Source organism: Sphaerisporangium dianthi (assembly GCF_042654065.1).
In the GTDB taxonomy this organism is placed as follows: domain Bacteria; phylum Actinomycetota; class Actinomycetes; order Streptosporangiales; family Streptosporangiaceae; genus Sphaerisporangium; species Sphaerisporangium dianthi.
In genome coordinates, this window is record NZ_JBHSFP010000007.1 from 209,898 (window position 1) to 223,023 (window position 13,126).

The 13,126-nt window shown below is 73.4% G+C and carries 13 protein-coding genes; 8 read left to right on the plus strand and 5 right to left on the minus strand.

The window, feature by feature from the left end:
- The first annotated feature begins 28 nt into the window (after window positions 1-28).
- The 4 genes from ACFO60_RS13695 to ACFO60_RS13710 all read left to right on the plus strand — a co-directional run bounded on the left by ACFO60_RS13695 (window position 29) and on the right by ACFO60_RS13710 (window position 2,792).
- Window positions 29-757, plus strand: coding sequence for a phosphoadenylyl-sulfate reductase (locus tag ACFO60_RS13695; protein WP_380840497.1), 729 nt, complete (start codon window positions 29-31; stop codon window positions 755-757).
- A gap of 230 nt (window positions 758-987) precedes the next feature.
- Window positions 988-1,845 carry a sirohydrochlorin chelatase gene (locus ACFO60_RS13700; RefSeq protein ID WP_380840498.1) on the plus strand — a complete coding sequence of 286 codons (858 nt, stop codon included), beginning with the start codon at window positions 988-990 and terminating at the stop codon, window positions 1,843-1,845.
- A 103-nt stretch (window positions 1,846-1,948) separates the two neighbouring features.
- Complete coding sequence (locus ACFO60_RS13705) at window positions 1,949-2,416, plus strand: hypothetical protein (RefSeq protein WP_380840499.1); 468 nt, start codon at window positions 1,949-1,951, stop codon at window positions 2,414-2,416.
- The gene (locus ACFO60_RS13710) at window positions 2,409-2,792 is read left to right on the plus strand and encodes a hypothetical protein (protein ID WP_380840500.1); all 384 of its coding nucleotides are present in this window, start codon (window positions 2,409-2,411) and stop codon (window positions 2,790-2,792) included. The genes ACFO60_RS13705 and ACFO60_RS13710 overlap by 8 nt, the downstream gene beginning before the upstream one ends.
- Here ACFO60_RS13710 and ACFO60_RS13715 read toward each other — a convergent pair.
- Window positions 2,784-3,866, minus strand: a complete 1,083-nt coding sequence (locus tag ACFO60_RS13715; RefSeq protein ID WP_380840501.1) for an FAD binding domain-containing protein — start codon at window positions 3,864-3,866, stop codon at window positions 2,784-2,786. The two genes, ACFO60_RS13710 and ACFO60_RS13715, sit on opposite strands and share 9 nt — an antisense overlap.
- Complete coding sequence (locus ACFO60_RS13720; RefSeq protein WP_380840503.1) at window positions 3,863-6,382, minus strand: molybdopterin-dependent oxidoreductase; 2,520 nt, start codon at window positions 6,380-6,382, stop codon at window positions 3,863-3,865. Before ACFO60_RS13720 ends, ACFO60_RS13715 begins: the two co-directional genes overlap by 4 nt.
- 146 nt (window positions 6,383-6,528) lie before the next feature.
- On the opposite strand from ACFO60_RS13720, the gene ACFO60_RS13725 reads away from it, so the two are divergent.
- From ACFO60_RS13725 to ACFO60_RS13735, 3 genes are all read left to right on the plus strand, one after another.
- Window positions 6,529-7,449 (plus strand): SPFH domain-containing protein, encoded by a 921-nt coding sequence (locus ACFO60_RS13725; protein WP_380840504.1) that lies wholly within the window; start codon window positions 6,529-6,531, stop codon window positions 7,447-7,449.
- A complete protein-coding gene (locus tag ACFO60_RS13730; RefSeq protein ID WP_380840506.1) occupies window positions 7,446-7,766 on the plus strand; it encodes a type II toxin-antitoxin system antitoxin in 321 nt (106 codons plus the stop codon). The genes ACFO60_RS13725 and ACFO60_RS13730 overlap by 4 nt, the downstream gene beginning before the upstream one ends.
- A 79-nt stretch (window positions 7,767-7,845) precedes the next feature.
- Window positions 7,846-8,478 (plus strand): GOLPH3/VPS74 family protein, encoded by a 633-nt coding sequence (locus ACFO60_RS13735; protein ID WP_380840507.1) that lies wholly within the window; start codon window positions 7,846-7,848, stop codon window positions 8,476-8,478.
- 152 nt (window positions 8,479-8,630) lie between these two features.
- Here ACFO60_RS13735 and ACFO60_RS13740 read toward each other — a convergent pair whose 3' ends face one another.
- The 3 genes from ACFO60_RS13740 to ACFO60_RS13750 form a co-directional block, all read right to left on the minus strand.
- Window positions 8,631-9,464, minus strand: a complete 834-nt coding sequence (locus tag ACFO60_RS13740; protein ID WP_380840509.1) for a DUF1707 SHOCT-like domain-containing protein — start codon at window positions 9,462-9,464, stop codon at window positions 8,631-8,633.
- A 144-nt stretch (window positions 9,465-9,608) separates the two neighbouring features.
- On the minus strand, window positions 9,609-10,745 hold the full coding sequence (locus ACFO60_RS13745; RefSeq protein ID WP_380840510.1) for a maleylpyruvate isomerase family mycothiol-dependent enzyme: 1,137 nt from the start codon (window positions 10,743-10,745) through the stop codon (window positions 9,609-9,611).
- A gap of 2 nt (window positions 10,746-10,747) precedes the next feature.
- Window positions 10,748-11,305, minus strand: coding sequence for a sigma-70 family RNA polymerase sigma factor (locus ACFO60_RS13750; protein WP_380840512.1), 558 nt, complete (start codon window positions 11,303-11,305; stop codon window positions 10,748-10,750).
- A gap of 135 nt (window positions 11,306-11,440) precedes the next feature.
- Between ACFO60_RS13750 and ACFO60_RS13755 the strand changes: the two genes are divergently transcribed.
- Entirely contained in the window at window positions 11,441-13,069 is a 1,629-nt protein-coding gene (locus ACFO60_RS13755) for an isovaleryl-CoA dehydrogenase (RefSeq protein ID WP_380840513.1), read from the plus strand.
- Window positions 13,070-13,126 lie beyond the last annotated feature (57 nt).

The following is a 13,126-nucleotide window of genomic DNA, read 5'->3' on the forward strand; positions in this document are numbered from 1 at the left end:
CGGAAGATCGAGGAGTGGTGAGCGAGTCATGACACTGGTGGAGATAGAAGCCGGACTGGAACGACAGCGCGGCGTGCTCGACCTGCGTGGCATCGTCGAGTCGGCGGCCGAGTTCCTCGAGGACGCCCCCGCCCGCGAGATCATCCGCTGGGCCGCCGCCACCTTCGGCGACCGGCTGTGCCTGACCTCCTCGATGAGCGACGCCCTCCTGATCGACCTCGTCAGCCGGGTGAAGCCGGGAGTGGACGTGCTGTTCATCGACACCGGGTACCACTTCGCCGAGACCATCGGCACCCGGGACGCCGTCCAGCAGGTGTACGACGTCAACGTGATCAACGTGCGGCCCTCGCGCACGGTCGCCGAGCAGGACCGCGAACTCGGCCCCCGCCTGCACGGCCGCAACCCCGACCTGTGCTGCTACCTGCGCAAGGTGGAGCCGCTGAACCGCGCGCTCGAGCCCTACCTCGCGTGGGTCTCCGGCATCCGCCGCGACGAGTCGCCCACCCGCACCGGCACCAAGGTCGTCGAGTGGGACGCCAAGCGCCAGATGGTCAAGGTCAACCCGATCGCCCGCTGGACGCAGGACGACGTCGACAACTACATGGCCGACAACGGCGTGCTGATCAACCCGCTGCAGTACGACGGCTACCCCTCGATCGGCTGCGGGCCCTGCACCCGCCGCGTCGCCCCCGGCGAGGACCCCCGCAGCGGCCGCTGGGCCGGCCTGGGCAAGACCGAATGCGGCATCCACCTCTGAGCGCCTCCCCCGCCCCTGAGGCCGCGCGTCCAAGCCTCAGGGGTCCGTCCCCGGATCTTCGAGGCCCGCGCCCAACCCTCGAAGGTCCCCCTCCGATGCACGAAGTCCCACGTCCGACCTTCGAAGGCCGACCTCCGACGCACGAAGGCCCGCGCCCGACCTTCGAAAGCCCGCGGCCGATCCTGCGGAGTTCGCTTCCGATCCCTCTCCCGGGACGCCTCCCGCCCCTGGTGGCCGTGGCGCACGGGTCCCGCGACCCGCGCGCCTCCGCCACCGTCGCGGCCCTGCTCGACGGCGTACGGCTGGCGCGCCCCGGCATCGACGTCCACGCCGCCTACCTCGACCATTCGCGGCCGTCGCTCGGTGAGGCGCTGGCCGGCATCGACGGGGCCGTGGTGCTGCCCCTGCTGCTCACCGAGGCCTACCACAGCCGGGTCGACATCCCCGCCGCACTGCGGGAGGCGGTCGCCACGCGTCCGGGGCTCCGCGTCCACCAGGGGGCGACGCTCGGCCCGCACCCGCTGCTCATCACGGCCCTGGAGCGGCGCCTGGCCGAGGCCGGCGTGGAGATCGGCGACCCGGACACCGCCGTGGTCCTGGTCTCCGCGGGCTCCAGCGACGCGCGGGCCAACGCCGTGATCGCCCGGATGGCCCGTGAATGGGCCCGCTCGGGCGGCTGGCACTCGGTCACCCCCGCCTACGCCTCCGCCTGCTCCCCCACTCCCGAGGATGCGGTACGCGAACTCCTCGCCGGCCGGCCGGGCCCCACCACCAACCACCGGACGGACCCCGCCAACCCTCACCGGACGGAACCGTCCTCCCCGCTCCAAACGGAACGATTCTTCCCACCTCGGACGGAACCGTCCTCCCCCCGCCGGGCGGCGAGCCGCGTCGTGGTGGCCTCCTACCTGCTCGCCCCCGGCCACTTCGCGGACAAGGTGCGCACGAACACCCTGCGAGCGGGCGCCCACGCGGTGGCCGCCCCCCTGGGCCAGGCCCCCGAACTCCCCGCCATCCTCCTCGAACGCTACGCCCAGGCCCTGCCACGAACCTTCCAGCCCAGAATCCCCATCCCCGCGACCATCTGATCGCCTTGCCGGCAGACAGATCGCCTGGCGCATCGCAGACGCGCGGCCCACAGGTCGGGGAGTTAGCTGAACTACTTTCGAACTTAGAATGTAGAGTGGCGGCATGGCAACGCGGTCTTTTCCCTTCTCGACGCTGATCAACAAGCAGACCAGCGTGTTCCCGGCGCTCGATGATGCCGACGTCATCCTGGAACGCAGGGATGCCGAAAACCTCGTACTCATGCGGTCGGAGCGCTTTCAGGCCATGACCGACGGGCTCCGGCTTGCGGCCCGGTCGCTGTCGATCATCGCGCGCGCGAATCGTGGTCTGGCCGAACAGGTCTTCGCCGAGGAACTCCCCTGGTTGACCTGGCTACCTGCCGAGGCCCGCCTGGAGTGCGTGACCGAACTTCTCGATCATCTACTCGCGGGCGCCGACACAGGGCTGCTCGTCCCATTCGCCCGCGCGCTGCGCGAATGGACCTCCACCGCCGAGATCTATTCCGATCCCGAACTCGCCCGCCGACTCCGCGGCCCCTTCTCCACCACCGAGGCCGCCGACGCGCCACGGCCCGGCGCTGCCGGTGCGTGACAAGTTGAACCGCGGTGACGAGGTGCGACGACCGACCGGCTGGATCGTCCGCCTCGTGGACCGCCAAGCCGCGCTGGGGTGGGCCTCACTCCTTTCCCAAACCCCCGCGAACCTCGATCGAGCTTGGATCGCCATCACCGCCGACCCACGTGGCCACGACGACGTGGCGCGGCGGCACCGCCTGAAGTTCGATCTCAAGGCAGTGAAAATCGACGGCGTCGAGCTGGAGCAGTGGCAGTACGAGGTGACCGGGGGCGGCAGGATCTGTATGCGATCGATGACGATCAACGCATCCTTTGGATCACGCAGGCCGGCACCGGCCACCCTCGTCGGACCGACAAGCGCCGACGCTGACATTCAGTCCGCGTCAGGGTGAGGGCTGCCGGGCTTGTTCGAGGGCTGACAGGACGGTTCCGGTGAGCAGGGCGACCTTGTAGGCGTTCTGGGGGGTCGGGGTGCAGCGGGCGGCGGCCAGGGCGGCCGCTCGCTCCAGGGGCTCGCCGGCCAGCAGCGCGTTCTCGACCTCGGGCAGGCGCAGTGGTACGCGCGCGACGCCGCCCGCGGCCACCCTGGCGAAGACGACGCGCTCGCCGTCCACGACCAGGCGCACCGCCACCTCCACCAGCGGCCACTCGCCGTGCGACCTGGCGGTCGCCCGATGGTAGGCGGCGCGTTCCCCCGGCCGCGGCGCCGGCAGGACGACGGCGAGCAGGACGGCTCCGGGGGCGAGCAGGTGGTCGCGCGTCGGGTCGGCGCCGTCCCCGTAGAGCTCGGCCACGGGGAACGTGGCCTCGCCGTAAGTCTCTGCCGTGGCCTCGCCGTGAGCCTCTGCCGTGGCCTCGCCATGAGCCTCTGCCGTGGCCTCGCCATGAGCCTCTTTCGTGGCCTCGCCGTGCGTCTCCGCCGCCGTCTCGCCGCCGTGCACCTCCACCGTCGCCTCGCAGCCGAGCAGCGCCATCGCCAGGGATGACGGGTGCGGGGCCACGCACGGGCCGCTGTGCACGACCGCGGCGCGAAGGGTGAGCCCGCCGCGGGCCGGGCAGCCGTCGCCGCCGCTCTGGAAGCACGAGAACGCCGCGTTGCGGAAGTAGGCGCAGCGGTTGCGCTGCAGCAGGTTGCCGCCGACCGTGGCCATCGCGCGGATCTGCGGGGTGGCGAGGCCGGCCGCGGTCAGCGCAAGGGAGGGGTGGGCCGCGCCGATGCGCTCGTCCGTGGCGAGAGCCGCGATCGTGGTCAGCGCGCCGATGCGGACGGCGCCGTCGGCCCGCCAGGTGACGCCGGACAGTTCGGGCCGGCCGCGCAGGTCCACGTGCGGGCCCCGCGAGGGCCGGGACATCAGATCGGTGCCGCCGGCGCGCAACTCGCCGCCGCGTCGCGCGACCGCGGCGATGCCGGCGAGACCGGTGGCAGAGGTGATCGGCCCGCGATCTCCATCGGTGGGAGAGGTCATCGGCCTGCGATCCCTTCCAGGAGCCGGTCGGGGCGGATGGGCAGGTCGCGGGGGCGCCAGCCGGTGGCGTTGTGGACGGCGTTGCCCACGGAGGCGGCCACGCCGATCGTCGCGACCTCGCCGAGCCCGACGCCGTGCCCGTTGACGTGCTCCCATCCGTCGCGGTGGAAGTGCACGGCGATCTCCGGGCAGTCGCCGATGCCGGGAAGGTGATAGTCGTCCAGGTTGGCGGTGAGGACCACGCCGGTCACCGGGTCGATGTGGCGTTCCTCGTACAGGGCGTAGCCGATGCCCTGGACCACGCCTCCCTCGCACTGGCCGCGCGCCAGCCGTTCGGCGTAGACGCGGCCCACCGCGATGCCGGCCCAGACGCGCAGCGGCCGGACGGCGCCGAGGCGGGTGTCGACCTCCACCTCGGTGACGTGGACCGCGCCGCTGAGCCCCCGGCCGATCGTCATGCCGCCGACCGCGAACGGGCTGAGATAGCCGTACCTGTCGCCGCGCCGCCTGCCGACCGCCGTGGTGCCGTCGGCGAGGCCCAGACGGCGCAGCCGCCGCGCCGCGTCGCGCGCCGCGGGGGCCACGGAGGCGGTGCTGCGGCTGCTCGCGGCGAGGGGCCCGTGCACGGCGCCGGTCCTGCCGATCTCGACGCGGACGCGCTCGGCGGGCAGCCCGAGCTCCTCCCTCACCACGGCGGCGATGACGCCGCGGACGCCCGTCCCGACGTCCTGGGTGGCGGTGCGGGCCACGACCACGCCGCCCTCCATCCGCAGCTCCACCTCGGTGGCGGGGTCCACGACGTAGATCCAGTTGGCGGCGGCCACCCCGACGCCACGGCGGAAGCGGCCCGACTGCGCGCCGGTGACGGGGCGGCCGGCCCAGGCGGGCAGCGCGGCGGCCCACTCGTACAGGGCGTGCCGCTTGCGGTTGCCGTCCCAGCGGCGGCGCAGGGCGATCGGGTCCTCGCCGCGGCGGTGCGCGGCCTCGTCGACGGCCTGCTCCAGCGCCCACAGCATGGGGGGCGCCCCAGGGCCGCGGAACGGCGCGCCGGGCGGCTCGTTGGTGACCACGTCGTAGTCGCGGAGCCGGCGGGGCGCCGTCCCGTACATCAGCCGCGCCTGCATCGCGACGCCCGATCCGATGGCCACCCCGCCCCGCCCGTACACGTCCATGGTGAGGGCGGCGAGGTCGCCCTGGTCGTCGGTGAGCAGGGAGATCTCGGTGCGGGTGCCGGGCCGGTTGCCCGCGGCGGCGAGCTCCTCGTCGCGGCCGAGCACGACGCGCACGGGCGCCCCGCAGGCGCGCGCCAGCTCGGCGGCCGCGATGACCTCGACGGTCATCCCGACCTTCCCGCCGAACCCGCCGCCGACGTGCTCGGCGACGACGCGCACCCGGTCGGGCGGCAGGCCCCACCGCTCGGCGGCCTGCTCGGCGACCTGGCCGACGGCCTGGGTGGAAACGTGCAGGCGCAGGTCGCCGCCGTCCCAGTGGGCCACGCACGCGTGCGGCTCCAGCGGGGTGTGCACCTGCACGGCGGTGGTGAACGTGCCGGTCACCAGACGGGGGTCCGCGGCCGCCCGCGCGGCCTGGACGCGCCGCGCCGCGGTCCGGCCCCGCCTGCTCATCCGGGTGAAGGGGCCGCGCACGTTGCCGTTCCAGGGTGCGGGCACGGACAGCCCTTCGGCGTGGCTGGGCGCCCGCCTCCTCGCGTCCTGGTCGTAGACGGGCGGCGCGTCCGGCGCGTCGTCCAGGGCGGCCGGGAGGGGTTCGTAGACGATCTCCGCGCTCGCCGCGATCGCGAGCGCCTCCGGCCGCCCGGCCGCGGCGACGGCGGCGATCGGCTGGCCCGCGTAGCGGACCACGCGGTCGGGCGGCAGCAGGTCGACCACGCCGTCCGCGCGCACCCGCACCGAGGCGACGCGGGCGTGCGCCTTGGCCGAGCGGACGATCACCCCTTCCAGCATGCCCGCCGGCCGCACGTTTGTGGTGTAGCGGGCCCGGCCGGTGACCTTGTCCATCGCCTCGACCCGCTCGGGCTCGGGGGCGGAGGCCGCGTCGTCGTGCTCGCCCCGGCAGGCCGCCGCGATCGCCGCCTGGATGCCCTCGTAGGCTCCGCACCTGCACAGATGGCCCGCCATGGCGGCGGCGATGTGCTCGCGGGAGGGCGCGGTGTCGCCGTTGCGCGCGCGCCAGTCGTCGACGAAGGCGGCGGCCTCGACCGCCAGGCCGGGGGTGCAGTAGCCGCACTGCAGGCCGTCGTGGACGGCCAGGGCCCGCTGGACCGGGTGATCGAGGCCCTCGACGGTGGTGACCTCGCGGTCCTCGGCCGCCGCGGCCGGCAGCAGGCAGCTCAGCCGCGGCGCGCCCTCCACCATGATCGTGCACGCGCCGCAGACGCCGGTGCGGCACGCGGCCTTGGTGCCGGTGAGGCCGAGCCCGTCGCGCAGGACGTCCACCATCGCCTCGTCGGGGCCGGCGTCCAGCTCGGCGGGCGCTCCGTTCACCACGATCTTCATAGCGCTCCCGCCGCCTTCCCCGACATCGTCTTCGAAGTGTCGGGGAGCGACGGTGACCTTGTCGACCACACCGACCGAAATGGGGCTTGAAAAGTGATATCACTTTGCTATGGTTGTGTCATCGAACGAGGCCCCCCGGAGGAACGATGGCCCAGGTAGAGAATGTGAACGACGTCGTGGTGAAGATGCCGGCGGCGCAGGTGAGCGAGCGGCGTCCCCTGGAGGTGTCGGGCTGGCCCGTTCTCGGCGTGTGCGTGCTGCTGGTCGCCGCGGGCGTCGCGCTGCTGTGGTCCCAGGGCGAGCAGGGCACCCCGGTCACGGTCTCCGCCGGCGTCGCCCTCATCGTCCTCGGCGTCCTGCCGCTCCAGGCCCTGATGGCGGTCGCCCCCGGTCAGGCGAGGGTCGTGCAGCTGCTCGGCCGTTACCTCGGCACGGTGCGCACCGACGGCCTGCGCTGGACGGTTCCCTTCACCCAGCGGCGGGCGATCTCCACCCGCATCCGCAACCACGAGACCGACGTCGCCAAGGTGAACGACGCCGACGGCAACCCGATCGAGATGGCGGCGGTCGTGGTGTGGCAGGTGGAGGACACCGCCAAGGCCGTGTTCGAGGTGGACGACTTCGTGGAGTTCGTCGCCATCCAGACCGAGACCGCCGTCCGGCACATCGCCGGCAACTACCCCTACGACTCCCACGACAACGGCCAGCTCTCGCTGCGCGACAACGCCGACGAGATCACCGGCAAGCTGTCGGCCGAGATCGCCGCGCGCGTCTCCTCGGCCGGGGTCAAGGTCATCGAGTCGCGCATCACCCGCCTGTCCTACGCCCCCGAGATCGCCCAGGCCATGCTGCGGCGCCAGCAGGCCGGCGCCGTCGTCGCCGCCCGGCGCCAGATCGTGGAGGGCGCGGTCGGCATGGTCGAGGCCGCCCTGCACCGCCTGGACGCCGCCGACGTCGTCGACCTGGACGACGAGCGCAAGGCCGCCATGGTCAGCAACCTGCTGGTCGTGCTCTGCGGCGACAAGGACGTGCAGCCGATCGTGAACACCGGCTCCCTGTACCAGTGAGCGAACGCAAGAAGATCCTCCTGCGGCTCGACCCCGCCGTCCACGACGCGCTCACCCGGTGGGCCGGGGACGAGCTGCGCAGCACGAACGCACAGATCGAGTTCCTGCTGCGACGGGCGCTGGCCGGCGCGGGGCGGCTCCCCGGTGAGGTGGGCGGCATGCCCAGACGCGGCCGCCCCCCGAAGGACCCCGCCGCCCCGGCACGAGCCGGCGGCGCGGCCTCGGAGTTGGACGGCGCCGACACCGCGCAGCAGGACGCGCGGCAAGACGTGGGAGAAGACACGCAAGAAGGCGCGCAGGACCACGGCGGCGCCTGAACGACCCGCGGCCGGCCCGACCATCGGGGGCCGGGCCGGCCGGCCCCCCGAACGACGACACGACGGAGAGGAGCACCCGGTGAACCTGCCCGGCTCCCTGCCCCAACGCCTCTACCTGCTGGCCTACGACATCGAGCGCGGACGGCTCACCGCCCGCGGGAAGCTCGGCCACCTGATGCGCGCCGGCATCCTGGCCGAGCTGCTGCTGCGGGGGCACCTGGAGGACGCCACCAGCGGCCCCGTGGTGAAGAGGCCGGCGGTGGCGGACGACGCCCTGCTCGACGCCGCGCTCCAGCAGATCGCCGCGTCCAGGCGGCGCACCTGGCAGCACTGGGTGAGCAAGGGCTCGGGCGGCGCCGTGCGCCAGGTGCGCGATCAGCTTGAGGCCGGAGGGTGGATCCGCGTGGAGCAGACCCGCCTGCTCGGCCTCATCCCGCTGAAGAAGGTGACGGTCCGCGACACCCGCGTGGTGCGGCGGCTCGCCGCGACCGTCATCGGCGCCATGCGCGGCGGGCAGTCCCTGTCACGGGTGGAGCCCGAGGACGCCGCGCTCACCGCCCTGGCGGCGGTGATCAAACTCAGGACCGTCATGCCCTGGTCGCAGTGGCGGTCCGTCCGCAAGCGCGGGGAGCAGCTGGGCGACGTCGTCGCCCCGGTGCCCCGCGCTCTGCACAAGGCCATCCAGGCCGCCCAGGCCGCGGCCGCCGGATGACGACCTGCGGCGCCCGGCGGCACGGGGCCGGGGCCGCGGTTCGAGAGCACCGGTCATGCCACGGATCCTGCGGCCCCGGCCCTCCCGGAACCGCAGGTGGTGACGCATAGATCGTTCGGGCGAGGTCTCAGAGTGGTGACTCGACCGATGATCTAGCGGTACGGGGGCGCGGGCGGCGGCGGGGGGTAGGGACCCTCACGGCGGGCGGCCCGGCGGGACCGGCGCATGTCCTCCCGGGTCTCGCGCAAGGTCTCGCGGAGAGCCTCGCGCTGCTCGCGCCGTGACTCGTAGTGGGCGCGGTGCAGTTCGCCGCGCCGCTCGCTCATCAGGCGCAGGTGCTCGCGGTGGCCGGCGTGGATCTCGCCGCGCCTCTCCAGCCACCACTCGCTCCACGCGGTCCAGGCCCGCTGGATCGGCTTGGCACGGGAGTCACCGATGATCTTGACATCGCCCATCACGACGTACGCCCGCACCCGCACCACGGGAACATGCCGGCTCGGCGGGGCCTCCACGACGTCCACCCGCTTGTCGCCCATGATGGCCACGCCCGTGAGGTCGACGTCCACGCCGTCCGGCACGATGATCTTCACGTTCCCCATCACCGCAGTGGCGATGATGTCGACCTCGTTGGAGCGCACCTCCGCCTCGCGCAGGTCGATCGTCACGTCGCCCATCACCGCGACGGCGCCGATCTCCTGGTCGACGCGCCACTTGCCGCGCCGCTTGGTGTCGCCCATGACGGCGACGTACCAGCGCCTGGCCACCCCCGGGCGCGGGGACGACGGGGCCTGGAAGGGACGGGGAGCGGAGCCCTGCGCCGCGCCGCCCGGCAGGTCGGCGGTGATCTGGGCCAATTCGGCGTGGGTGGCGGCCAGATAGGCGGCCTCGGTGCGCTCGGTCAGCTCCGACAGCGTCAGGCGCCCCTCGACGGAGGCCTCTCTGAGCCGCTCTACGACGGCCTCGCGCTCGGCGTCCGAGGCACGCATAGCACCCGGATCATTCATGGAACGAATTTAGCGCGATATCACGATCGCTCCGATCCTCCGTAAGGAGGAACTCAACGGCCCCGCCGAGGCGCGCGAGGCGGGGCCTCGGCGGCCCGGCGGGAAGGCCGTCACGAGGGCGGGAGGTCAGGGGCCTGACAGGGCGGGGGCGGTGCGCAGGACCTCGCGGGCCAGGCCCGCGTCCCCCTCGACCTCCGCGGGGAAGGTCGCGGGGGCGCCCCTGCCGCCGAGCAGGAAGCAGAAGGCCACGGCGTCACAGGTGATCGCCGCCTGGACGGGCGAGCCGTCGTCGGGCACGGCCGGCCTTGCGACGTCGAGCGGAACGTGCCAGACGCCGCCCCCCGGACCCGTCAGCGTGAGCCGTATCGAGCGGTCCCCGCCCTCCACGCCGGACAGCAGCATCGTCCAGGGCAGCAGCCGGGCGCAGAAGTCGGCCGTCGGGTGGATGTGCCCGTCGAGCGGCAGCGGAAGGGGCCGGCCCAGCACCGCGGCCGCGTCGTCGGTGTGGATCCACGTCTCCAGCATGCGGGCGAGCAGGTGGTCGGCGACGGGGAAGCCGAGGCCGCCGGGGGCGATCATCGTGGAGGGTTCCATCGAGGCGGCGTGGCGGCAGATCGCGTCGGCCTGGAGGCGCCAGTCGGCGCGGGTGCGCTCGGGAGTCTGCCCGGCGACGAAGGCGAGCATGTCGGCCGTGCGGCTCAGGACCTCGTCAGCGGCGACCGCGGGACCGGCCACCGGCGCGCCGATGGCCGCGGCGACCAGGCTGTCGGTGGCGGCGAGGTGGGCGACGAGCTGTTGCAGCGTCCAGCCCTCGACGATGCGCACCGACCAGTCACCGGGCTCCGCGGAGGCGAGCAGGGCGTCCATGGCGGCGACCCTGGCCGCGTACGGGGCGGCGGCGCCCGTGGTCGCGGCGGTGGGACGGCGGGCCGCGCGGGCGGCCGTCATGAGCCTCGCCTGCCCGCCGCCTTCTCGCGCGGTCTCGGCGGCGGCCTCGACCAGCGCGTCGAGGCTCAGGCGCGTCACCGGATCGGCGGCGCCGGGCACGTCGGACGCGCCGAGGACGGCGAACTCCCTGTCCGGCGCGGCAGACGGCCGGCCGGGGCCGTCGGAGCGCGGGGACGACTGCTTCTCCCCCGGCGTGGATGCCAGGGACGACGGTTCGGAGGCGGAGGATGGGTCCGGGGCTTCGAATGGGGGGGTGGAGTGTGGGGGGAACGCCGAGGCGCGGGCGTCGCCGGCCGGGCCGGGGTGGTGGTCCACCGTCACACCTCCTTCTCGGCGAGCTCGTCGGCGAGCCTGCGAAGGCCCAGCCGGATGCGCGACTTGACGGTGCCCTCGGGCAGCCCGAGCTCCTCGGCCGCCTGACGATAGGTACGGCCACGGTAGTACGCGAGTTCGATCGCCTCGCGGACCTCGCTCGGAAGCCTGCTGACGGCGAGCCGCACCCGGGCGGCCTCGTCGGCGGCCAGCACCCAGTCTTCCAGCGGGCTCGGCTCAGGATCGGTCAGGCGGGGGCCGAGGGCCGAGACCCGGTGGCGCTCCTCGGTGCGGACGTGGTCGACGGCCCGGCGGTGCGCGATGGTGGCCAGCCACCCGCGCAGCGACCCGCGGTCGGGGTCGAAGGCCAGAGGGCGCTCCCAGAAGGTGACGAAGACCTCCTGCGAGATGTCCTCGGCGACGACCCGGTCGCGTGTGACCCGCAGCGCCAGGCCCAGCACCAGCGGATACAGCCGGTCGTGCACCTCGCTCAGCGCGCTCTCGTCCCCGCCGACGACGCGCTGGTGAAGCAGCCGATCGTCGGTCGTTCCAGGGGCCTCCACCGGTCCCACCCTTCCTTGGTCAGCGACCCGAGCATCCCACTGTTCCAAAGAAATGTTGAGATGGATGCCGAAGCGCGCATCGAAGACGCATAACGGCATCGCACCGGCACGCACCGACACCGCCCGGAGGCTCCCTTGACGCACGAGGTCACCAACCAGGTCCCGCCGCTCACCGGTCACGACGTGTCGGCCGACCCCGCCATGGTAGAGGGCGTGCGGCGGGAGGGCGCCGACTGGGCGCTCGGGGAACTGCGCAGCCTCGGGACGCTCGCCGGGTCGGCCAGGGCCCAGGAATGGGGAAGGCTGGCCAACGAGCATCCGCCGGTCCTGCGCACCCATGACCGGTACGGCAACCGCGTCGACGAGGTGGAGTTCCACCCCGCCTGGCACGAACTGATGGCGGTGGCCGTCGAGCACGGCCTGCACGCCACGCCGTGGACCTCCCCCAGGCCGGGCGCCCACGTGGCGCGTGCGGCCAAGTTCTATGTGTGGTCGCAGGTGGAGGCCGGTCACGGCTGCCCGATCTCGATGACCTACGCCAGCGTGGCGGCGTTGCGGCACACCCGGGCCCTGGCGGCCGAGTGGGAGCCCCTGCTGGCCTCCCGCGGTTACGACCCCGGCCTGCGGCCGGCGGCCGCCAAGCGCGGGGTGCTCGCCGGGATGGCGATGACCGAGAAGCAGGGCGGCTCCGACGTGCGCGCGAACACCACCCGCGCCGAGCCGCTGGGCGACGGCACGTACGCGATCACCGGGCACAAGTGGTTCAACTCCGCGCCCATGTGCGACGCCTTCCTCGTGCTCGCGCAGGCCCCCGGCGGGCTGTCGTGCTTCCTGCTCCCGCGCGTCCTGCCGGACGGGTCGCGCAACGCGATGCGGATCATGCGGCTGAAGGACAAGCTCGGCAACAGGTCCAACGCCTCGGCCGAGGTCGAGTACGAAGGCGCGGTGGCCCACCTCGTCGGCGAGGAGGGCCGCGGGGTCCGGACGATCATCGAGATGGTCAACATGACGCGGCTCGACTGCGTCATCGGCTCGGCCGCCGGCATGCGGCACGGGGTGACTCAGGCCGTCCATCACGCGACCCACCGCACCGTGTTCGGCAAGGCGCTCGCCGAGCAGCCGCTGATGCGCAACGTGCTGGCCGACCTGGCCCTTGAGTCCGAGGCGGCGACCGCGGTGATGGTCCGCCTGGCGGGGGCGACCGACCGCGCCATCCGCGGCGACACCGGCGAGGGCGCGCTGCGCCGCACGGCCCTGGCGGCCGCCAAGTACTGGGTGTGCAAGCGGGCGCCGATGCACGCGGCGGAGTCGCTGGAATGCCTGGGCGGCAACGGGTACGTGGAGGAGTCGCAGATGCCGCGCCTGTTCAGGGAGTCGCCGCTGAACGGCATCTGGGAGGGCTCGGGCAACGTGGCCGCGCTGGACCTGCTCAGATCCATCGCCAAGGAACCCGACAATCTGGACGCCTTCTTCGACGAGGTCGACCAGGCGAAAGGCGCCGACGTCCACTTGGACACCGCCGTCCGCGAGGCCAAGGACTCCCTCACCGACTCCGCCACTCTCGAACACCGCGCCCGCCAGGTCGTCGAGCGCCTGGCCCTCGTCCTGCAGGCATCCCTGCTGGTCAGACACAGCGTTCCCGCCGTGGCGGACGCCTTCTGCGCCTCCCGCCTCGGCCCGGAACGGAGCCTGGCGTACGGCGGCCTCGCCACCGGCGCGGACTCCGGAGCGATCATCGACCGGGTGGGCACGAAGATCGCCTGAACTCAGGACGGGCCACCGAGTAAGCCGTTACCTAATAAGTGCGCTTCGGCGAGCATG

Bases quoted from the DNA above. Each gene is read 5' to 3' on its own strand.
- ACFO60_RS13725 (WP_380840504.1), top strand. From the start codon at position 6,529: ATGGCCCAGGTAGAGAATGTGAACGACGTCGTGGTGAAGATGCCGGCG.
- ACFO60_RS13705 (WP_380840499.1), top strand. From the start codon at position 1,949: ATGGCAACGCGGTCTTTTCCCTTCTCGACGCTGATCAACAAGCAGACC.
- ACFO60_RS13720 (WP_380840503.1), bottom strand. From the start codon at position 6,382: ATGAAGATCGTGGTGAACGGAGCGCCCGCCGAGCTGGACGCCGGCCCC.
- ACFO60_RS13740 (WP_380840509.1), bottom strand. From the start codon at position 9,464: ATGCGTGCCTCGGACGCCGAGCGCGAGGCCGTCGTAGAGCGGCTCAGA.
- ACFO60_RS13715 (WP_380840501.1), bottom strand. From the start codon at position 3,866: ATGACCTCTCCCACCGATGGAGATCGCGGGCCGATCACCTCTGCCACC.
- ACFO60_RS13695 (WP_380840497.1), top strand. From the start codon at position 29: ATGACACTGGTGGAGATAGAAGCCGGACTGGAACGACAGCGCGGCGTG.